This is a genomic window from Citricoccus sp. CH26A, from assembly GCF_000224415.1.
Taxonomy (GTDB): Bacteria; Actinomycetota; Actinomycetes; order Actinomycetales; family Micrococcaceae; genus Citricoccus.
Genome location: NZ_AFXQ01000004.1, coordinates 62,216 through 83,312, shown reverse-complemented (window position 1 = coordinate 83,312; position 21,097 = coordinate 62,216). Strand labels below are relative to the sequence as shown.

The following is a 21,097-nucleotide window of genomic DNA, read 5'->3' as shown; positions in this document are numbered from 1 at the left end:
GCCGCGCCACCCGGGGCCGGGACCCCGACGGCCCTGGCCGGGGCCCTCGACCCTCAGTCCCCGGTGGTGACCCCTGAGTCATCGGCGAAGGGCAGGGCGTCCTCGCGGGGCTGGACGACCGGGCGGACGGCGCCCGTGGCACTGGGCTCCGCCCCGGTCGCCGTCCCCGCCGCCGTCCCTGCAGGCTCCGGGGAGGCCCCGGCACCGACCGCCTCGATCACCTGGTCCATGGCCAGTCCGGAGCCGTCGCGGGAACCGTACTCGGCCGGCAGGGCGCGCGCGACGCCCGTGGCGGTGGCCGCCACGGCGGGTCCGGCCCCGGCCCAGGCCAGCGCCAGTTCCGTCTCGCCCTTGAGCAACCGGTGTGCGCGCACGCCGCCCGTGGCCCTGCCCTTGGCCGGATACTCGGCCAGCGGGGTGCGCTTGACCGACCCGGCGACGGTGCCGGGCAGGGTCTGCTCACCCTTCGTGACGGTCACGACGAGGGCCCGCCCGGGCTCCGCGGCATCGTCGGCCGCCGCGGCGGCCGGGACGGCGGAGAACGCGATCACGGCGTCGCCCGCGGCGACCTTGATGCCGGCCATCCCCCCGGCGGTGCGCCCCTGCGGGCGGACCAGCGAGGCCGCGTAGCGCAGCAGCTGGCCGGTGCGGGTGATGAAGACCAACTGGTCGTCGTCGCCGGGTGCCGGCCCGGCCCCGACCACCTCGTCACCGTCCTTGAGCGTGATCGCCTCGAAGTCGTCCCGGTTCAGCGGCCAGTCGGGGTTCACCCGCTTCACCACGCCCTGGCTCGTGCCCAGGGCCAGCACGGTGTCCAGGGGCACCAGGGCCACGAGCGACTCCCCGCGCTGCAGGGTCAGGAAGTCCTTGACCTTGACCCCTGCGGTCAGGTTCGGGGTGGGAGAGGCATCCGGCAGCGACGGGATGTCCACCACCTGCACGCGCTGGATCCGGCCGCTGGAGGTGAGGGCTCCGATCTCACCGCGGGCCGACGTCGCCACGACCGAGCGGTAGGCATCGTGGCGCTGACGGCGGCCCCCCGGGACCAGCGGCGTGTCGTCCACCGTGCGGGCCAGCTGGCCGGCGGTGGTGAGCACCACGAGGCAGGGGGTGTCGGCCACCATCAGCGGGTCGGAACCGGGACTGCCGGGCAGCGCCGTCTGGGCGGTGCCCGCGCGCAGGGCCCCGGCGGTGGGGGAGGGGGCGGCGATGTTCTCGGACTCCAGCAGGACGGTCCGGCGGTCGTCACCGAACTCGTCGGCGACGTCCTGCAGCTCTGCGGAGACCAGCGCGCGCAACCGCTCGTCCGAGGCGAGGATGGCCTCGAGTTCCTCGATCGCCGCGCGCAGCTCGTCCTGCTCGGCCTCCAGCTCGATCCTGGAGTACTTCGTCAGTTGCCGCAGCCGCAGTTCCAGGATGTGGTTGGCCTGGATCTCGGTGAGGTCGAAGACACCCATGAGCCGGGTGCGCGCGGCCGCGGTGTCATCCGAGGAGCGGATGATCTGGATGACCTCGTCGATGTCCACGAGGGCCAGCAGCAGGCCCTCGACCAGGTGCAGGCGGTCCTTCTTCTTGCCCAGGCGGTGGGTCGTCCTCCGGCGCACCACGTCCAGGCGGTGCTCCACGTAGACCTGCAGCAGCTCCCGCAGGCCCAGGGTGCGAGGCTGGCCCTCGACCAGGGCCACGTTGTTGATGCCGAAGGACTCCTCCAGCGGCGTGGCCTTGTACAGCTGGGCCAGCACGCCCTGGGGATTGAACCCGGACTTCAGCTCGATGACGAGCTTGAGGCCGTTCCGGCGGTCGGTGAGGTCCAGGACGTCCGAGATGCCGGTGAGCTTCTTGGCGTTGACCGCGTCCTTGATCTTCTCGATCACCTTCTCCGGGCCGACCCCGTAGGGCAGCTCGGTGACGACCAGTCCGGTCTTGCGCGGCGTCACCTGCTCGACGGAGACCTTCGCCCGCATCTTGAACGAGCCGCGGCCGGAGGCGTACGCGTCCCGGATGCCGTCGAGCCCCACGATCCGGCCGCCCGAGGGCAGGTCGGGGCCGGGCACGTGCCGCATCAGCTCTTCGAGGGTGGCCTCCGGGTGGGCGATCAGGTGCTGGGCGGCGGCCACCACCTCCCGGAGGTTGTGCGGGGCCATGTTGGTGGCCATCCCCACCGCGATCCCGGAGGCGCCGTTGACCAGCAGGTTGGGGAAGGCGGCCGGCAACACCGCCGGCTGGAGGAACTGGTTGTCGTAGTTCGGGACGAAGTCCACGACGTCCTCGTCGAGCGAGGCGGTCATCGCCAGGGCGGCCGGGGCCATCCGGGCCTCGGTGTAGCGCGGGGCGGCCGGGCCGTCGTCGAGCGAGCCGAAGTTCCCGTGGCCGTCCACCAGCGGCAGGCGCAGCGAGAACGGCTGGGCCAGGCGCACCATGGCGTCGTAGATGGCCGAGTCGCCGTGCGGGTGCAGCTTGCCCATCACCTCGCCCACCACGCGGGCCGACTTCACGTGGCCGCGGTCCGGGCGCAGGCCCATCTGGCTCATCATGTACAGGATGCGGCGCTGCACCGGCTTCATCCCGTCCCGGGCGTCCGGCAGCGCCCGGGAGTAGATCACCGAGTACGCGTACTCCAGGAACGAGGTCTCCATCTCCGCGGAGACGTCGATGTCGACGATGTTCTCCTGCTCGAGGGGGATGGCCTCGGAGGCCGGGGCAGAGGTCTTCTTGGGGGTTCGGGCCATGGGGTCTGCGGGTGTCCTTGTGGGGGATGGTCGTCGCGGCACAGCGTGCGGGACGGGAATTGTCTACTGTGATCCTATGGGCGAGACGTCGAGAACTCCCGAATATCCGTCCCACTGGGAAGCGGATGTCGTCCTGCGGGACGGCACCACGGCCCATCTGAGGCCGGTCACCCCGGATGACGCCTCCGGCCTGCTGCGCATGCACGAGGGCCAGTCGCAGAGTTCGATCTACCTGCGCTTCTTCACCTTCAAGTCCACCCTGTCCAAGAAGGAACTGGAGCGGTTCACCCACGTGGACTACCGGGACCGGGTCGGCCTGGTGGTGCTGCGGGGCGAGGAGATCCTGGGCATCGGCCGCTACGACCGGCTGGACGACCCGCTCGAGGCCGAGGTCGCGTTCAACATCTCGGACGCGTCCCAGGGCAAGGGCATCGGGTCGATCCTCATGGAGCACCTCGCCGTCGCGGCGAGGGAGAACGGCATCCGCCGGTTCACCGCCGAGGTCCTGCCGGAGAACCGGAAGATGCTCTCCGTGTTCCAGGACTCGGGGTTCGAGGTCTCCCGCCGGTTCGACGACGGCGTGGTGGCGGTCGAGTTCTCGATCGACCCCACGGCCAAGGTCCGGGCGGTCATGGAGTCGCGCGAGCACCGCGCCGAGGCGCGATCACTGGCCGAGCTGCTGGCCCCGGAGTCCGTGGCCGTGATCGGCGCGAGCAGGCAGCAGGGATCGGTGGGCTTCTCCCTGCTGCAGAACATCATCGAGGGCGGATATCCCGGCCCCGTCTACGGCATCAACCGTGAGGCCCTGGAACTGGCCGGGATGATCTCACGGTCCACCCTGGCCGAGGTGCCCGGCCCTGTCGACCTGGCGGTGCTGGCGGTGCCCGTGGACGAGATCCCCGGGGTGGTCCGGGACTGTGCCCGGCACGGCGTCAAGGGGCTGCTGGTGGTCACCGCCGGGTACGCCGACGCCGGCCGCGACGGCCTGGTCCGGCAGCGCGAGCTGGTGCGACATGCCCGGGCCAACGGCATGCGGGTGATCGGGCCCGCCTCCGCCGGGATCGTGAACACCTCCCCGGCCGTCTCGCTCAACGCCTCGGTCTCGCCGTTCCTGCCGGCGCGGGGTTCCGTGGGGCTGTTCTCCCAGTCGGCCGCGATCGGGGCCACCCTGTTCGCCGCGGCCCACCGTCGCGGCATCGGCCTGTCCTCCATGGTCTCCGCCGGCAACCGGGCCGACGTCTCCGGCAACGACGCGATGCAGTACTTCGAGGACGATCCGGCCACGGCCGCCGTCGGGGTCTATCTGGAGTCCTTCGGCAATCCGCGCAAGTTCTCCCGGATCACCCGGCGCCTGTCCCGGAGCAAGCCGGTGGTGGTGGCGCGCTCGGACGTGATGGGGCGGCGGCTGCCCCCCGGCCACGAGACCCGGACCACCCAGGCCCCGGCCGGGGCCGTGGACTCGATGCTGGAACAGACCGGCGTCATCCAGGTGGACAACCACGACGACCTCATGGACCTCATGCAGACCGTGGCCTGCCAGCCCCTGCCGGCCGGCAACCGGGTCGGGGTGCTCGGCAACTCGCTCGCCCTGAACCGCGTGGTGACCGACGCCGCCGAGCGCCACGGGCTGACCGTGGCCGCGACCATGGACGTGCCCGGAATGGACGCCGAGCACCTGGTGGAGGATGCCGAACAGGCCCTGGGCGCGGCTGTCCGCGCGGCCGTGGACGGCGACACCGTGGACGCCCTGCTCGTGGTCACCCAGGCGGGGATGCACCAGCAGTCCGGCGACGCGGACCGGTTGGCGTCCGTGGTCGAGGAGGCGGCCCGGGGATCCGGCGTCCCCGTCCTGGCCTCCTTCACCGGGGTGCTGGACCCCGACTACCAGTCGGCCACCCTGCGCCGGTCCGCCCCCGCGACCGAGGACGGCGGACTGCAGCGCGGGCTGCCGGTGTTCTCCTCCCCGGAGCAGGCCGCCCGGGTGCTGTCCCGACTGGTGCACTACCGCGACTGGCGCCAGGCCGAGGAGGGGGTGGCGGTGGAGCCACAGGGCGTGGACCGGAACCGGGCCGAGACCCTGCTCGACGGCTGGACTGCGCGGGCCACCGGGACGGACCTCGTCCGGCTCTCCCCGGAGGAGTCGCGGGAACTGCTGGGCTGTTACGGCATCGAGGTCCTCGCCTCGGAGCGGTTCACCACCGAGGACGAGGCCGTGGCGGCCGCCGACCGTTTGGGCTGGCCGGTGGCGGTCAAGGCCGTCGACTCCTACCTGCGCCACCGGCTGGACCTGAGCGGGGTCCGGCTCAACATCGTGGATGCCGCCTCCCTGCGGCGCAACGTGGCCCAGATGCGCGGCATCCTCGAGCCCTACGGCAGCCCCAGCCTGGAGGTGCAGTCCATGGCGCCCTCGGGGCAGGCCTGCATCATCACCGCCCTGGAGGACCCGCTGCTGGGCCCGGTGGTGTCCTTCGGCATCGCCGGGGACGCCGTGGACCTGCTGGACGACTGGGTCCATCTCGTGCCCCCGCTGACCGACCAGGACCTGGAGCGGATGATCCGCGCACCACGGGCCGCGGCCAAGCTCTTCGGCTACGGGGGCCTGCCCGAGGTCGACGCGACCGCCCTGCAGGACCTGCTGGCGCGCATCGCGGCCCTGAAGGACGACCACCCGCAGGTCGCCCGGGTCCGGTTCAACCCGGTGCTGGCCTCGGACCGCGGGATCACGGTGCTCTCCGCCGAGGTGGACGTGGCCAACGCGGCCCAGCGCACGGACTCCGCGCGCCGGGCCATGCGCGGCTGAACCGGACGCGGTGTCCGGCGCCGGAGGCCGCCACCGGACAGGCGGCACCGGAGACCGGGCACCGGGCGCCGGTTGTGGGACACCGCCGGCACCGGGCGGGGCCGATAGCATGGACGGCATGACTCCACTGCGCAGGAACCCCGGCTCCGGCCAGCACCCGTCCGGGCACCATTCCTCGGGCGCCGCGGACAACTCCGGTGCGAATCCCCCGGAGCCGCAGGACGCGCCGGGCCCGGTCCACCGCCCGGTCGCGCCGGCGGCGGGTGCGGGCGGCGGGCCCTCCAGCCTCGGGGCCGATCTCGAGCGCGCCGGCTTCTACCCGGAGCTGGTGGCGGACGTCCTGGACTCCGTGCTGGACGGGCGCGCCGTCACCAGCCACCTGGTGCACGTGGACACGCACTTCGACTACGACGAGATCCACCGGCACATCACAGTGCTCGCCCTGGCCGGGGACATCATGGCGGCCCTGCACCTGGACGACCACGCCCTGGACGACGCCGGCGAGCAGGTCATGGCCCAGGTGTCCACCGAGGTGGTCCCGCTGCGGCGCATCGACTCGGTGGTGGCCACCACGGTCCACCCCCAGCCCCAGGACTTCCGCCGCGGGGACCCGGTGGCCGAGGTCACCCTCTCCGTGACCTGGGCCGGGGGACAGCGGATCGACCTCGCCCCGGCGGCCTGTGCGGACCCCAACTGCGACGCCGACCACGGGTACACCGGCACCTCTGCGCGCGAGGACCTGGTGCTGCGGGTGGCCGCCGAGGCCGAGGGCCAGCGCGCCGTCGACGCCGCCCTGGCCTTCTACCGCGAGCTGCGGCGCGCCACCGTCGACCCGGACCGGGAGCGGACCGGGCGGTGACGTCCACTCCACCGATCCCGTCCGGACCCCCCTACGCCGGCCGGTCGCTGGCCGGCGTCCTGACCTCGGCTGCCGCGGCCCTGGGCGCCCCCGGGTTCACCAACGCGCTGCAGTTGCCGCGGACCCGCCGGGTCGCCGTCGTCATGGTCGACGGGCTCGGGAAGGCCCTGCTGAAGCGCTACGGCGGCCATGCGCCGTACCTGCGGTCCGTCCTGGAACGGGACTCCACCACCCTGCAGTCGGCGTTCCCCACCACCACCGCGGCCTCCCTGTCCAGCCTGGGCACGGGGCTGGAACCGGGACGGCACGGCCTGGTCGGCTACGACGTGCTCGACCCCGACCGGAACACCGTCATCAACCAGCTCGGCGGCTGGGACCCGCAGACCGATCCGCTGCGCTGGCAGCCTCAGGCCACGGTCTTCGAACGGCTCGCCGGCACCGGGGTGGAACCGGTCACCGTGTCCCTGCCGGCCTTCGAGGGCTCCGCCCTGACCAGGGCGTCGCTGCGGGGGTCCCGCTTCGTCGGCGGGACCACGCTGCACGCCCGGTTCCAGCACGCCCGCGAGCAGCTGCACGGGGCGAAGGGGCCGGTGCTGCTGTACCTGTACCTGAACGAGCTCGACAAGGCCGGGCACCAGCACGGGACCGGGTCCGAGAAGTGGCTCTACGCGCTCGAGGAGATCGACGCCGCGGCCCGCCGGCTCAGCCAGGCCGTGCCGAAGGACACCGTCCTCGTGCTGACGGGGGACCACGGCATGGTGGACGTCCCGGAGCCCGGGCGGATCGACTACTCCGCGATGCCCGCCCTGGTCGACGGCGTCGAGCACACCGCCGGTGAGCCCCGTTTCGTCCAGCTGCACTTCGCTCCCGACGCCGGCCCGGCCGTGCGGGAACGGACCACGTCCGCCTGGCAGGCCGCCTTCGGCGAGCACGCCTGGATCCTGACCCGCGACCAGGCCCTGCAGGCCGGCTGGTTCGGCGTCACCGAGGACCGGGTCACGCCGCGCATCGGGGAGTTGCTCGTCGCCGCGCACGGACCGGTGGCCCTGTACGACGGACGCCGCGCGGCCCCGGCGGCCTTCGAGATGGTGGGGCACCACGGCTCGCCCACCCGCGCCGAGCGTGAGGTGCCGCTGTTGATGCTGCACCGGCCCCTGCGCTAGACCGGCCGGTTGCCCAGGCCGGCCCCTGCGCCGGCCGAGCCGTCAGTCGTTCTTGCGTCCGAAGACGATCTCGTCCCAGCTGGGCACCGACGGCCGGCGCGCCTTGACGGGCCTGGCCGACTTCCCGGGCTTGGCCTCGGGGGCCGGCGTGGCCACCGGGGCTGCGGGCTTCTCCGGCTCCTCGTCGCCGAGCTCGATGGCCGTCTGGTCGGGATGCTCCTCGGCCGGCCCGTCGTCCTGGCCGCCGTCCGCGTCCTCGTCCCGCCCGGTCGCGTCCCCGCCCCGGGAGCCGAAGCGCGGATCCTCCTCGTCGTCGTCCCAGACCTCGACCCAGCCGTCCACGGCGGCCTCGTCGGAACCCGGGTCCCGACCGGCGTCACCGGGGGCGGTGGCCACGGTGAGGCGGGGCCGCTGCGTCCCCTGGTGGGGCTGCTCGTCCCGGGTCAGCATCAGGGCGAGCTCGTCGTCACCCTCCTCGTCCACGCCCAGGCGCTGGCCGCGGCGTGCCCGCAACACGTCCAGCAGCTCGTCCTGCGAGTCCTGGTCGACGGCGGGACGCGGTCCGTGGGGCGCGGGGGCCGGGGCGGGCACGGGGCCGGCCTCGTCCTCCTCCACGTTGAAGGGGCGGTCCCCGACGGCGGAGAGCCGGCGGGCGCCGAAGGCACCGTCCAGCGGGTCCAGTTCCGAGAGCACCTGGGCCCAGCGGTTGCGGTTGTCGAGGTGCCGGCTGCTGGGACGGAAGGTCCACAGGGCCGGAGGCTGGTCGCCGATCGCGGAGTCGGCGCCCTCGGTGGAGAAATCCAGGCTGACGGTCCAGGTGCCGTCACCCCTCCGCCAGGCGTCCCAGTGGGCCGTGCCGGCGTCCATGCCCAGCACGGCCAGCCGGTGGCGCACCATGTCGCCGAGCAGGGCGGGTTCCTCGCCGAAGGTGCCCCGGTAGAGGTCGTGTCCGGGCTGCGGTGCGGCGACCTCCACCTGACGGGCCTGCTGGGCGATCCAGTCGCGCTCGGCCAGGACCGGCCCCTCGTACTTGCGCACCCGCTCCAGGTCCACCCCGGACTCGGAGGCCACCTGCTCGGCGGTGGCCCCGGCGCGGATACGGGCCTGGATGTCCCGGGGCGTCACCACACCCTCGGCGGCGTCGGCGGCCTGGGCGGAGGGACGGTGGATCGGACGGGTGACCGCGGCACGCAGGGCGTCGGTCACCGGGAGGGAGAACTCCTCGCCGTCCTCGTTGCTCAGCAACAGGTGCCCGCCGTCCTCCTGGACACCAACGAGACGGAGCTCCTGCATGTTCGTCCTCCACGATCGGCTTGGGTCGGTCCGGGACGCCCCCGGCAACCGACGCGACGGGCGGATGGGACGGTCCCTCCCCGACTTTGCCACGATTCCGGTGGCCGCGCACGACGGTGCCACCGGTGTGGCGTGGATCCATCCGTCCAGATCACCACTGTACGCCCACGGCGATTTTGATTTGGCCCCGCCGTAGGGAACAATCTCACCGACGTGCAGACCGTCAAGGGGTCGACCAGGGCCCCGCGGGCCGGTGTCACGTGGCCGGTCAGACCGGTCTTCCGGCCGGTTCCCAGTGGTCCCGGCGTCACCATCGCAACATCCCATCCACGGTCGGCCCCGCCGGCCACATCAGCGGAGCGTGAACACACCCCATCATGGCCACCGATTACGACGCGCCACGCAAGAACGAGGACGAGCTGTCCGAGAGCTCGATCGAGGAACTGAAGAACCGCCGCACGGACACCCAGTCCGCGGTGGTCGACGAGGACGAGGCCGAGGCCGCCGAGGGCTTCGAGCTGCCCGGTGCCGACCTGTCCGGCGAGGAGCTGATGGTCCGGGTGCTGCCCGCCCAGGCCGATGAGTTCACCTGTGCCTCCTGCTTCCTGGTCCGCCACCGGTCCCAGGTCGCCAAGGAGAAGAACGGCATGCTCTACTGCACCGACTGCGAGGGCTGAGCGGCCCCGTCCACCCCGCCGCGGCGCGCCGCGGCACCCTCGAGGCACGCGACAGGCCGGCCAGGTCCTCCTGGCCGGCCTGAGTTGTCCGCGGCCACCGGCCGTCAGCGTGATGCGTCGTCCGCGTCCCGCGCCATGGTCCCGCCCAGGACGGCCACGAGGCGCTCCGGATTCCGGGTGCTCGTCAGCCAGTAGGGGGTCCGGTCCCTCTCGTCCGTGATCTGGATGCGCACGACGGGGTCGATCCAGCCGCGGATGCACATGAACGCCAGCCCGTGCAGGGCCGGACCCCGCTGGTGGGTCGCGTCGTCCCCGCGGTAACCGGTGACCTCACCGACGTAGGCTCGCTCGATCCCCGCCCGGCCGACCTGCAGGGTCGTGCCGGTCACCACGATCCGCGGGGTCGACGCCCGCAGCAGGATGGCGATGACGATGAAGACGGCGACGGCGGCCGCCAGGCCGATCTCCAGCCCGATCGGGACGAACACCAGGATCGACAGCGCGGAGATCATCGCCGCAATGAGCCAGATCCACACGGACGGGCGCAGTCGCTCCTCGTAGAGGACGGAGGAGTCGGCGGCGCGCGCGCCGGAGTCGGCAGGGGATGCGGAAGAGGATTCGTGCATGCCTCCAAGAATCCCACGTTTGGGGTGCGGACCCGTAAACTTCCCGGTCCGGTACAGTGGCGCCCGTGAATCAGCCAGCCGAGACCACGCACCCGCCTGCCCTCGACCGTCCGGTGGTGGCCCTGACGATGCTCGACGACGGCATCGAGCCCCCCTCCTACGCGATGCCCGGGGACGCCGGGGCGGACCTGCGCACCACGCAGGACGTGGAGCTGGCCCCGGGCGCCCGCGCCCTCGTGCCGACCGGGGTCGCGCTGGCGCTGCCGGAGGGCTTCGTGGGCCTGGTCCATCCGCGGTCCGGGCTCGCGGCCCGCCACGGCCTCAGCCTGGTCAACTCCCCGGGGACCATCGACGCGGGCTACCGCGGAGAGATCAAGGTGCCCCTGCTCAACACGGACCGTGCGGAGACGATCCGGCTGCGCCGCGGAGACCGGATCGCGCAGCTCGTCATCCAGCGCGTAGCCCAGGCCCAGTTCGTGGCGGTCGATGAACTTCCCGCCTCCCACCGGGGCGCGGCCGGGTTCGGCTCCACCGGCGGCTTCTGAGACCGCCGGGCAGGACCGTTCGCCGGTCCACTGCGACTGACCTAAGCTGGACAGGCCGCGTCCACGGGCTTGCCCGCTGGGCGCCGGGCCATGAGAGACGCGTGACGGAAGAGAGGCAGGCAGGGCGATGATCTTCGGCCGGAACCGGAACGTCAAGATCGAGACGGTGACCCTCCCGGAGGGGATCCAGGACGACCGGGACCGGGAGCCGGGCGATTCCTCCCCGAGCGGCCCCTTCGACGTCTCCGAGCGGCCCGCGCTGGACGGGTACATCGATCTCGGGTCGCTGCGCGTGCCCGTCGTGAAGGACCTGAAGGTCCGCCTGGACGTCGAGGAGTCCACGAAGCGGATCATCGGCGCCACCCTCACCCTCGGCCAGTCCTCCCTGCAGGCCCAGGCCTTCGCGGCGCCCCGCTCCGGCGGGATCTGGGACGAGATCCGCGCCGAGATCGTCCACTCGGTCACGGCCACGGAGAACGCCCAGGTGGGTGAGCGGCAGGGGCCGTTCGGTACCGAGGTGCTGGCCCGGATCCCGGCGGCGATGCCCGACGGCAGTCCGGGATGGCGCGTCGCCCGGTTCGTCGGCGTCGATGGTCCCCGCTGGTTCCTGCGCGGCGTGATCGGTGGAGAGGCCGCCTTCAAGGAGGACGCGGCCGGCCCCATCGACGAGGTGTTCTCCCGGCTCGTGGTGCAGCGGGGGGACGATCCGCACCCGCCGCGGGAACTGCTGCCCCTGACGCCGCCGGAGAACCTCCGGCCGGTCCGGCGCGCGCAGCCGGACGCCGGGGGTCAGCCGGCCCCGGCCCAGCGGCCGCCGGAACGCGGCCCGGAGATCACGGAGGTCCGTTGATCGGTGGCACCGGAACCGGGCCGTCCCATGGCGCCCTGGTGCGCCGCGACGGCATGGTCGACAACGTCCGGCGTCCCGGCCGCGGCGCCCCGGCCCGTTTCGCCGCCGACCTCGTGACCGAGCCCGCCGGACCCGGACAGGTGTCCGGGTCCGGTGAACGGATCCGGCTCGTCTGGATCGGGCAGCGGTCCGTCCCCGGGATAGAGCCCGGCCGGTGGCTGCATGTCGAGGGCTTCCGGGCAGACCATGACGGCGTGCCCACCGTCTTCAACCCGCGCTACGAATTGCTGGCAGGTGCGCACCATGACTGACCCCCGACATCCGGACACCCCTGAGGAGGACGGCCGGCCGGCGGACCCGACGGACGCCGCGCTGCGCCGGGTCGGCTCGATGGCCTCCACCACCGAGGACGGCTCCCTGGACGTCCTGGCGACCATCGGCGGATGGCGGGGGCTGTTGGAGTCCGTGGTTCCCTCGGCGGTGTTCCTGGTGGCCTTCATCACCACCCAGCACCTCTGGGGTGCCGGCATCGCTGCCGTGGCCGTCGCCGCGGTCTTCAGCGTCGCCAGGCTCGCACAGCGCCAGAGCCCGATGCAGGCACTGGCCGGCCTCGCGGCCGTCGCCCTGTGCGTGGTGGTGGCCCTGAACACGGGCGAGGCCCGGGACTACTACCTCTGGGGCTTCCTCACCAACGCCGTCTACATCCTGGTGCTGACGGTGTCCGTGCTCGTGCGCTGGCCGCTGCTCGGGTTGGTCTTCGGCATCATCCGCGGCGAGGGCGTGGCCTGGCAGAAGGACCCACGACGCCGTCGGCGCTACGCCCTGGCGACCTGGTTCCTGGCCACCGCCCTGGCCCTGCGACTGATCGTGCAGGTGCCCCTGTACGCGGCCGAGCTGCTGACGGCGCTCGGCACTGCCCGGCTGGTGATGGGCCTGCCCCTGTATGCGCTGGCCCTGTGGCTGGGCTGGCTGGTCTCCGCCCCGGCCGGCCGCTCACCGGCCGACGAGGACCGGCTGGAGCACCCGGGTCAGGGACCCTCGGCACCGGCCTGATCGCGGGCGGCCCCGCGGCGGGGACGCCGGGCGGCCCGGGCCTGGCGCTCCTGTTCGGGGACCAGCAGGTCCCGCAGCCGGGACTCCGACTCCTCGGTGGCGAGGAAGAACAGCTCGTCGGCCACCTCCATCACGTCGTCGTCGCTCGGGGTGATGGGCCGGGTGTCCCGGATGATCGTCACCACGGAGACGTCCGCGGGCCAGGAGACCGAACCCAGTCGGCGTCCCTGCATCCAGTGACCGGCCGGGACGGTGAACTCCACCAGCGTGGTACGGCCTGAGCGCAGGGTCAGCAACCGCACCAGGTCCCCGGTCTCCACGGCCTCCTCGACCAGCGCGGTCATGATGCGGGGCGTGGACACCGCGACGTCGACGCCCCAGGACTCGTCGAAGAGCCAGTCGTTCTTGGGATTGTTCACCCGTGCCACGGTCCGGCCGACGCCGAACTCCGACTTGGCCAGCAGGGACACCACGAGGTTCGACTTGTCGTCACCGGTGGCGGCCACCAGGACGTCCGCCGTCTCCAGGTGGGCCTCCTTCAGTACGGCCAGTTCGCAGGCGTCACCCATCAGCCACTTCACCCCGCGCAGGCCCGAGCGGGTCACCACCTCCGGCTTCTGGTCCACCAGGAGCACCTCGTGCCCGTTCGCCAGCAGCTCGCGGCCGATGGACGACCCGACGGCGCCGGCACCGGCGATCACCACCTTCATGACCGGTCCCCGTCCGGGTCGTCCTGGACGTCCGGACCTGCCTCGAGGCCCGGCCCCGCGGCCAGGACCCGTTCGGCCTCGTCCTGTCCCGCGACGTCCATCACGGCGTGCAGGATGTCACCCTGCTGGTAGAGGGTCTCGGGCCCCGGGACGATGCCCTCCCCGAAGCGCGTGACGAACGCGATCCGGACCCGCGCCCTCGACTCCAGCTCCGTCAGGGGCCGGCCGATCCAGTCCGGGGAGACATGGACCTCGGCCATGACGATGCGCCCGGAGGAATCACGGAAGTCACCGGCCAGGTCGGTGTCCGGCAGGATGCGCCGCAGCACCTGGTCGGTGGACCAGCGCACGGCGGCAACGGTGGGGATGCCCAGCCGCTGGTAGATCTCGGCCCGGCCGGGATCATAGATCCGGGCGACCACGTGCTCCACGCCGAAGGTCTCCCGGGCCACCCGGGCGGCGATGATGTTCGAGTTGTCCCCCGAGGACACGGCCGCGAAGGCGTAGGCGTCCTGCACCCGGGCCCGGGTCAGGGCGTCCCGGTCGAAGCCCACGCCGGTCACCCGCTGTCCGCCGAAGTGACGCCCGAGACGACGGAAGGCGTGCTCGTCCTGGTCCACGACGGCCACCGAGTGGCCCGCCCGCTCCAGGGTCAGGGCCAGGGAGGACCCCACGCGGCCACACCCCATGATCACGTAGTGGGCCATCCGGCCTCCCTCTCGCGTCAGGACGCCGCCCGAGCGACGGCGAGTCCAGTGTGCCACGCGGCCTCACCCCGGGGTGACCGGAGGTACCGTTGAGCCGTGCCCAGGATCCTCGAGCCGGTCCGCCGACTGCTGGTCGGCCGGCCCTACGACACCGCGCGGCAGCGCAGCCGGCCCCTGGGGCGTGCCGTGGCCCTGCCGGTGTTCTCCGCCAACGCCCTGTCCTCCGTGGCCTACGCCCCGGACGAGATCCTGCTGACCCTCGCCCTGGGCGGCACGGCGGCCCTGGCCATGGGCCCGGACATCGGCCTGGTGGTGGTGGCCGTGATGCTGCTGATCGTGCTGTCCTACCGCGTGTCCATCAGCGCGTATCCACGGGGCGGGGACTACGCCATCACCCGCGCCAACCTCGGCCCCTGGGCCGGGGTCACGGTCGGGGCGGCCATGATGATGGACCTGGTGTTCACGGTGGCCGTCTCGGTCGCGGCCATGGCGCACTATCTGGCGGCCGTGTTCCCGGTGCTGACCGGCGCCGAGCTGTGGGTGGCCGTGGCCGGCGTCGTGCTCCTGGCCCTGGCCAACATCCGAGGTGCCGGCCGGGGCCGGCTGCTCCCCGCCGTGCTGGTCTACCTGTTCCTGGCCCTGCTGTTCGGGATGCTGGTGAGCGGACTCGTCCAGGACCTCACCGGCACCCTCGGCGCGGCCCGTTCCGCGGACGTGGAACCCGTCCCGGACCCGGCGTTCGCCCAGGGGCTGGGCGGACTGGCCGTGGCGGTGCTGGCGGTGCGCGCCTTCTCGTCCGGCTCCGCGCTCGCCACCGGCGTGGAGGTCCCCGCCGCCAACGTGGACGCCATGGCACAACCGCGGATCCGGACCGCGCGGTTCGTCATGCTGGCCATGGGCCTGCTCGCCGGTGCCTCCACCCTCGGGGTGATGTACCTGGCCGACCGCACGGACGTGGTCTTCGTCCTGGATCCCGCCACCCTGCGCACCGCCGGCGGGGGAGAGGTCCCGGCCGACTACGTCCAGAACCCGGTGCTCGCCCAGCTCGCCAACGCGGTGTTCGGGCAGGGCGGACTCCTGTCCGGGGCCCTGGTGCTGCTGGTCGCCGTGCTGCTGCTGCTCGCCGGGCACTCGGCGTTCAAGTCCTTCCCGGAGCTGACCTCCCGGCTCGCCCGGGACGCCTACCTGCCCCGCCAGCTGCTCACCCGAGGGGACCGGCTCGGCTACACCAACGGGATCGTCCTGCTCACCCTGGCCGCGCTGGTCCTGGTGGTGGCCTTCCGGGCCCAGACGGCCCTGCTGGTACAGCTGTACGTGATCGGCGTCTTCCTGTCCTTCACCGTCAGCCAGCTGGGAATGGTGCGGCACTGGACCCGCCAGCTCGCCCACACCCCGGGCGGCCGGCCCCGCCAGACGGTCCGGCTCCGGCGGGCGGTGAACCTGGTCGGTCTCGCCGTGACGGCACTGGTCGCCGTGGTGGTCCTGGTCACCCGGTTCACCTACGGTGCCTGGGTGGCCCTGCTGGCCATCGCCGTCATGGTCTCGGTGATGGCCCGCATCCGGGCCCACTACGACGCCGTCGCCGCCGAACTGGACCTCACGCCCGCGGAGGACGCCCGCGCCCTGCCCTCCCGCGTGCACGCCCTGGTGCTGGTGATGAGCGTGCAGCGCCCCACGCTGCGCGCCCTCGCCTACGCCCGCGCGTCGCGGCCGTCCAGCCTCGAGGCCGTGGTGGTGGACCTGGACAAGGCCGCCACCCGTAGGCTGCTGGCCGAGTGGGACCGGCTGCAGCTGCCCGTCCCGGTCACCGTGCTGGCCTCCCCGTACCGGGAGATGGCCGAGCCGCTGATCCGCCACCTCCGCACGCTGCGCCGCAGTTCCCCGAGGGACCTGGTGGTGGTCTACATCCCCGAGTACGTCGTGGCCCGCGGCTGGCAGTCCCTGCTGCACAACCGCACCACACAGCGCATCAAGGAGCGGCTGCACCGGGAGCCCGGGGTGATGGTCGCCTCCGTCCCCTGGCAGCTGTCCCGCAGGCAGGGGCCGGGTGAGGATACGCGACCGCTACCTGAATCCGGGGCGATCCCGCCGGGGACTGGACCCGGCCCAGTAGAGTCTTCGGTGAAGGACAGTGCGTCGAGGGTCGGCGAGACCGGCCCCCTCGACGCGGGTGCCCACGACCGCTGAGAGGACGTCGAGGATGACCAGTACCCGGGACACCAGCAGGTTCGACGGAGCCCTACGGCCCGTGGACGACGATTCCGGAGCCTATGACGTGCCCCAGCTGCTCGAACTCGAGGCCGGCCCCATGGCGCACGGCGGCCACTGCGTGGCCCGGTACGACGGCCGGGTGGTCTTCGTCCGCCACGCGATTCCCGGAGAGGTGGTCCGGGCCCTCGTCACCGAGGCGGGGGAGGGCGCCCGGTTCTGGCGCGCAGACGCCGTCGAGGTCCTGCAGGGCTCGGAATTCCGGCGCACCCACCAGTGGAAGCTCGCGGACTCGCTGCGGGCCCATGCCGCCGGGCGGCTGCCGGTGGGCGGGGCCGAATTCGGGCACATCGTGCTGCCGCACCAGCGCCGGCTCAAGGCACAGGTCTTCCGGGACACGGTGGCCAGGATCGCGGGCATCCAGCTCGACGTCCACGTCACCGGTGCCCCGGGGGACGACCCCTCGGGACTGCACTGGCGCACCCGCAATTCCTTCGCCGTGACCCCCACCGGCCGGCTCGCCATGCACGCCCACCGCTCCACCGTCCTGGTCCCGGTGCGGAACATGCCGCTGGGCGTGCCGGGACTGGACGCCCTGAAGCTGTGGGAACTGGACCTCACGGGCATCGAGCGCGTGGAGGTCGCCACCCCCGCGGACGGCCAGCCCTCGCTCGTGGTGCTGACGCCGGTCGAGGGGGCGGACATCGCCCAGCTCGGCGGCCGGATGCACCGCCAGACGGCACGGCTGCCCGAGGGGACCTCCGTGGTCCTGATGGGCCCGCCGGAACGGCCCGGGGACCGGCCCACGCTGCACCGGTTGCGGGGACGCACCTGGACGCAGGAGGTGGTGGAGTCCCGGATCGGCGGGAGGAAGACCTACCGGATCACCGGGGACGGCTTCTGGCAGGTCCACCGGGCGGCTCCCCAGATGCTGGTGGACGCCGTCCTGGAGGCGGCCGACCCGCAGCCCGGACAGGTCATCGCCGACCTGTACGCCGGGGCCGGCCTGTTCACCGCGTACCTGGCCGACGCCGTCGGGACGCAGGGCCTGGTGCTGTCCGTGGAGGCCTCCCCGGGAGCCAGCCGCGACGCCCGGCGGAACCTGCACGGGGTCGAACAGGCCGCCGTGCTCAACGGACTGACCGACCGGATCCTGGGCGGCTGGCTGAGGAATCCGGCGGCGCCGGTGAGCGAGTGCGGCCTGGGCTCGCGGCACGTGGACACCGTGGTGCTCGACCCGCCCCGCGCCGGGGCCGGCAAGACGGCCGTGGAGCGCATCCACCGACTGGACCCGAAGCGCATCGTGTACGTCTCGTGCGACCCGGCCTCGTTCGCCCGGGACCTGGGCCTGCTGAACCAGGCCGGCTGGTCCGTGGAGGCGGCGGACGTCTACGACCTCTACCCGGACACGCACCACATGGAGTCGGTCGCGCTGCTGGTCCGCCACTGAGGCGCGGACCGTCCGTCCACCGTGTCAGGAATCCCTGACGGACCGTCAAGAAAGCCGTGTCACCGCCGGTGAATGGACGGATGACGGGCCGCCCTTGGGGATAGGATGGTCGGCGAGCCCCCTGTGACGGCGTCGACAGACCGCCGGCCCAGGACGGGCACCTGGCCGTCGCCACCGGCCCGGCATCGCCCGTACGCGGTGCCGGGAGACCCGGTAGGCGCGGCAATGGCACTCAAGACCGGCCAATCGCCCTGACGCAGGGCGGGAAGAGGAGTCCTCCGTGACTACTGTTGACAGCTTCGGCTCCAAGGGCGTCCTGGACGTCAATGGAGCCGAGTACGAGATTTTCCGGCTCAACAAGGTGGAGGGTGCCGAGAAGCTGCCCTACTCCCTGAAGGTCCTGCTGGAGAACCTGCTCCGCACCGAGGACGGTGCCAACGTCACCGCCGAGTCGGTCAAGGCCCTGGCCTCGTGGGATCCGAACGCCCAGCCGGACACCGAGATCCAGTTCACCCCGGCCCGCGTCATCATGCAGGACTTCACCGGCGTCCCCTGCGTGGTGGACCTGGCGACCATGCGCGAGGCCATCAAGGACCTCGGCGGCGACCCGACGCGCGTGAACCCGCTCGCCCCGGCCGAGCTCGTCATCGACCACTCCGTGCAGATCGACTCCTTCGGCAACGACCACGCCGTCGAGCGGAACATGGAGATCGAGTACCAGCGCAACGGTGAGCGCTACCAGTTCCTGCGCTGGGGCCAGACCGCGTTCGACGACTTCAAGGTCGTCCCCCCGGGCATGGGCATCGTCCACCAGGTCAACATCGAGAACCTCTCCCGCACCGTGATGACCCGCGAGGTCGACGGCGTGCTGCGTGCCTACCCGGACTCCTGCGTCGGCACCGACTCCCACACCACCATGGTCAACGGCCTGGGCGTGCTGGGCTGGGGCGTGGGCGGCATCGAGGCCGAGGCCGCCATGCTCGGCCAGCCGGTGTCCATGCTGATCCCGCGCGTCGTGGGCTTCAAGCTGACCGGCTCCATCCCCGCCGGCGCCACCGCCACCGACGTGGTCCTCACCATCACCGAGATGCTGCGCCAGCACGGCGTGGTGGGCAAGTTCGTCGAGTTCTACGGCGAGGGCGTCGGCTCCGTGCCGCTGGCCAACCGCGCCACCATCGGCAACATGTCCCCGGAGTTCGGCTCCACCGCCGCCATGTTCCCGATCGACCAGGTCACCCTGGACTACCTGCGCCTGACCGGCCGCTCCGAGGAGAACATCGCCCTGGTCGAGGCCTACACCAAGGAACAGGGCCTCTGGCACGATCCGTCGAAGGAGGTCCAGTACTCCGAGTACCTCGAACTGGACCTGGGCACCGTGGTGCCGTCGATCTCCGGCCCGAAGCGTCCGCAGGACCGCATCGAGCTGACCGACGCCAAGGACCAGTTCCGCAAGGACATCCACAACTACGCCTCCGAGGACGAGGCCGGTGCGGGCCGTCCGTCCAAGACCGTGCCGGTCTCCATGCAGGACGGCCGTCAGTTCGAGCTGGACCACGGCGCGGTGTCGATCGCCTCGATCACCTCCTGCACCAACACCTCGAACCCCTCGGTGATGATGGCCGCCGCCGTGCTGGCGCGCAACGCCGTCGAGAAGGGCCTGACCTCCAAGCCGTGGGTCAAGACCTCCGTGGCCCCGGGGTCGCGCGTCGTCACCGACTACTACGAGAAGTCCGGCCTGATCCCGTCGCTGGAGGCCCTGGGCTTCCACATCGTCGGCTACGGCTGCACCACCTGCATCGGCAACTCCGGCCCGCTGGAGCCGGAGATCTCTCAGGCCATCCAGGACCAGGACCTGTCCGTGACCTCGGTGCTCTCGGGCAACCGCAACTTCGAGGGCCGCATCAACCCGGACGTGAAGATGAACTACCTGGCCTCCCCGCCGCTGGTGGTCGCGTACGCCCTGGCGGGCACCATGGACTTCGACTTCGAGAACGACCCGCTGGGCCAGGACTCCGAGGGCAACGACGTCTACCTCAAGGACATCTGGCCGGACCCGACCGAGGTCCAGCAGATCATCGACGCCTCGATCGACACCGAGATGTTCACCCACCAGTACGGGACCATCTTCGACGGTGACGAGCGCTGGCAGGCCCTGGAGACCCCCGAGGGCGACACCTTCGCCTGGGACCCGAACTCCACCTACGTCCGCAAGCCCCCGTACTTCGAGGGCATGAAGGCCAGCCCGGAGCCGGTCTCGGACATCGAGGGCGCCCGCGTGCTGCTCAAGCTGGGCGACTCGGTGACCACCGACCACATCTCCCCGGCCGGTTCCTTCAAGTCGGACACCCCGGCGGGCCAGTACCTGCTGGCCAACGGCGTGGAGCGCAAGGACTTCAACTCCTACGGTTCCCGCCGTGGCAACCACGAGGTGATGATCCGCGGCACCTTCGCGAACATCCGCATCAAGAACCAGCTCCTGGACGGCGTGGAGGGCGGCTTCACCCGCGACTTCACCCAGGACGGCGCCCCGCAGGCCTACGTCTACGACGCCGCCCAGAACTACCAGGCCGCCGGCACCCCGCTGGTGGTTCTGGCCGGCAAGGAGTACGGCTCCGGCTCCTCGCGTGACTGGGCCGCCAAGGGTACCGCGCTGCTGGGCGTCAAGGCCGTCATCACCGAGTCCTTCGAGCGCATCCACCGCTCGAACCTCATCGGCATGGGCGTGCTGCCGCTGCAGTTCCCCGAGGGCCAGAACGCGGACACCCTCGGGCTCGTCGGCACCGAGACCTTCTCGATCACCGGGATCACGGCCCTGAACGAGGGCACCACCCCGAAGACCGTCAAGGTCACCGCGACGGCCGAGGACGGCAAGGTCACCGAGTTCGACGCCACCGTGCGCATCGACACCCCCGGTGAGGCGGACTACTTCCGCAACGGCGGCATCCTGCAGTACGTGTTGCGCCAGATCGCCGGCAAGTGACATCGCCCTGAGGTGAGGCCGGCCCCGACGCCGGCCCGCCGAGAGCGAGAGGACCGGGACCCCCAGCGGGTCCCGGTCCTTCGTCGTCCGGGCACATCCCGGGCGACGGACCGGATGTCCATGGGCCGCGCTGACCGGTCCGGTCGACGCGATCCTCGCGATCCCGCCCACCCTGCTGGTCAAGGCTCTGCTGGTGGACGCCCACCCGGAGGCGCACTGGCTGCGCCCGGTCATCGGCCCCACGGCCGAGACGCGGGAGACCCTCAGGTCCGCGGAGGCCGCGGCGAGGACGACCCGCACGACGAGGCGGGACGAGGCGCGACGTGCCGGAACGGCCCGTCGCGAAACCCGTCCCCGTCGGGGTCCGACACCGTCCGCGCCGACGGCCTGATCGGGCCCGCGTGCGCATAGTACGATGAGGGAAGCAGCTGAGGCGTACTTCCCCCG

The 21,097-nt window shown here is 72.2% G+C and carries 16 protein-coding genes; 11 read left to right on the top strand and 5 right to left on the bottom strand.

Features of this window, described 5'->3' with window-relative positions; all coding sequences use genetic code 11:
• Positions 1 to 53: 53 nt before the first annotated feature.
• Positions 54 to 2,729 (bottom strand): DNA topoisomerase (ATP-hydrolyzing) subunit A, encoded by a 2,676-nt coding sequence (locus CITRI_RS0103985; RefSeq protein ID WP_010143330.1) that lies wholly within the window; start codon positions 2,727 to 2,729, stop codon positions 54 to 56.
• A gap of 76 nt (positions 2,730 to 2,805) precedes the next feature.
• On the opposite strand from CITRI_RS0103985, the gene CITRI_RS0103980 reads away from it, so the two are divergent.
• The 3 genes from CITRI_RS0103980 (at position 2,806) to CITRI_RS0103970 (ending at position 7,551) form a co-directional block, all read left to right on the top strand.
• Complete coding sequence (locus CITRI_RS0103980; protein ID WP_010143329.1) at positions 2,806 to 5,529, top strand: GNAT family N-acetyltransferase; 2,724 nt, start codon at positions 2,806 to 2,808, stop codon at positions 5,527 to 5,529.
• A gap of 118 nt (positions 5,530 to 5,647) precedes the next feature.
• The gene (locus tag CITRI_RS0103975; protein WP_010143328.1) at positions 5,648 to 6,388 is read left to right on the top strand and encodes a DUF5998 family protein; all 741 of its coding nucleotides are present in this window, start codon (positions 5,648 to 5,650) and stop codon (positions 6,386 to 6,388) included.
• Positions 6,385 to 7,551 carry an alkaline phosphatase family protein gene (locus CITRI_RS0103970; protein ID WP_010143327.1) on the top strand — a complete coding sequence of 389 codons (1,167 nt, stop codon included), beginning with the start codon at positions 6,385 to 6,387 and terminating at the stop codon, positions 7,549 to 7,551. Before CITRI_RS0103975 ends, CITRI_RS0103970 begins: the two co-directional genes overlap by 4 nt.
• Before the next feature lie 42 nt (positions 7,552 to 7,593).
• Here CITRI_RS0103970 and sepH read toward each other — a convergent pair whose 3' ends face one another.
• Positions 7,594 to 8,844, bottom strand: a complete 1,251-nt coding sequence (gene sepH / locus CITRI_RS0103965) for a septation protein SepH (RefSeq protein WP_010143326.1) — start codon at positions 8,842 to 8,844, stop codon at positions 7,594 to 7,596.
• Positions 8,845 to 9,221: 377 nt separating this feature from the next.
• Here sepH and CITRI_RS0103960 point away from each other — a divergent pair, with 377 nt between their 5' ends.
• Positions 9,222 to 9,521, top strand: coding sequence for a DUF4193 domain-containing protein (locus CITRI_RS0103960; RefSeq protein ID WP_010143324.1), 300 nt, complete (start codon positions 9,222 to 9,224; stop codon positions 9,519 to 9,521).
• Between the two features lie 104 nt (positions 9,522 to 9,625).
• On the opposite strand, the gene CITRI_RS0103955 is transcribed toward CITRI_RS0103960, so the two are convergent.
• Positions 9,626 to 10,147 carry a DUF3093 domain-containing protein gene (locus CITRI_RS0103955; RefSeq protein ID WP_010143323.1) on the bottom strand — a complete coding sequence of 174 codons (522 nt, stop codon included), beginning with the start codon at positions 10,145 to 10,147 and terminating at the stop codon, positions 9,626 to 9,628.
• Between the two features lie 128 nt (positions 10,148 to 10,275).
• Between CITRI_RS0103955 and dut the strand changes: the two genes are divergently transcribed.
• From dut to CITRI_RS0103935, 4 genes are all read left to right on the top strand, one after another.
• Positions 10,276 to 10,692 carry a dUTP diphosphatase gene (gene dut, locus CITRI_RS16230; RefSeq protein WP_050813588.1) on the top strand — a complete coding sequence of 139 codons (417 nt, stop codon included), beginning with the start codon at positions 10,276 to 10,278 and terminating at the stop codon, positions 10,690 to 10,692.
• 127 nt (positions 10,693 to 10,819) lie between these two features.
• Positions 10,820 to 11,542, top strand: coding sequence for a DUF3710 domain-containing protein (locus CITRI_RS0103945; RefSeq protein WP_010143321.1), 723 nt, complete (start codon positions 10,820 to 10,822; stop codon positions 11,540 to 11,542).
• Entirely contained in the window at positions 11,539 to 11,853 is a 315-nt protein-coding gene (locus CITRI_RS16225; RefSeq protein ID WP_010143320.1) for a hypothetical protein, read from the top strand. The genes CITRI_RS0103945 and CITRI_RS16225 overlap by 4 nt, the downstream gene beginning before the upstream one ends.
• On the top strand, positions 11,846 to 12,595 hold the full coding sequence (locus CITRI_RS0103935) for a DUF3159 domain-containing protein (RefSeq protein ID WP_010143319.1): 750 nt from the start codon (positions 11,846 to 11,848) through the stop codon (positions 12,593 to 12,595). Before CITRI_RS16225 ends, CITRI_RS0103935 begins: the two co-directional genes overlap by 8 nt.
• Here CITRI_RS0103935 and CITRI_RS0103930 read toward each other — a convergent pair.
• Positions 12,571 to 13,305 (bottom strand): TrkA family potassium uptake protein, encoded by a 735-nt coding sequence (locus CITRI_RS0103930; protein ID WP_010143318.1) that lies wholly within the window; start codon positions 13,303 to 13,305, stop codon positions 12,571 to 12,573. The genes CITRI_RS0103935 and CITRI_RS0103930 overlap by 25 nt on opposite strands.
• Positions 13,302 to 14,012, bottom strand: a complete 711-nt coding sequence (locus CITRI_RS0103925) for a TrkA family potassium uptake protein (RefSeq protein ID WP_010143317.1) — start codon at positions 14,010 to 14,012, stop codon at positions 13,302 to 13,304. The genes CITRI_RS0103930 and CITRI_RS0103925 overlap by 4 nt, the downstream gene beginning before the upstream one ends.
• Before the next feature lie 96 nt (positions 14,013 to 14,108).
• Here CITRI_RS0103925 and CITRI_RS0103920 point away from each other — a divergent pair, with 96 nt between their 5' ends.
• The 3 genes from CITRI_RS0103920 (at position 14,109) to acnA (ending at position 20,650) form a co-directional block, all read left to right on the top strand.
• Positions 14,109 to 16,199 (top strand): APC family permease, encoded by a 2,091-nt coding sequence (locus CITRI_RS0103920; protein WP_010143316.1) that lies wholly within the window; start codon positions 14,109 to 14,111, stop codon positions 16,197 to 16,199.
• 13 nt (positions 16,200 to 16,212) lie between these two features.
• On the top strand, positions 16,213 to 17,670 hold the full coding sequence (locus tag CITRI_RS0103915; protein ID WP_010143315.1) for a class I SAM-dependent RNA methyltransferase: 1,458 nt from the start codon (positions 16,213 to 16,215) through the stop codon (positions 17,668 to 17,670).
• Between the two features lie 280 nt (positions 17,671 to 17,950).
• The gene (gene acnA / locus CITRI_RS0103910) at positions 17,951 to 20,650 is read left to right on the top strand and encodes an aconitate hydratase AcnA (RefSeq protein ID WP_010143314.1); all 2,700 of its coding nucleotides are present in this window, start codon (positions 17,951 to 17,953) and stop codon (positions 20,648 to 20,650) included.
• Positions 20,651 to 21,097 lie beyond the last annotated feature (447 nt).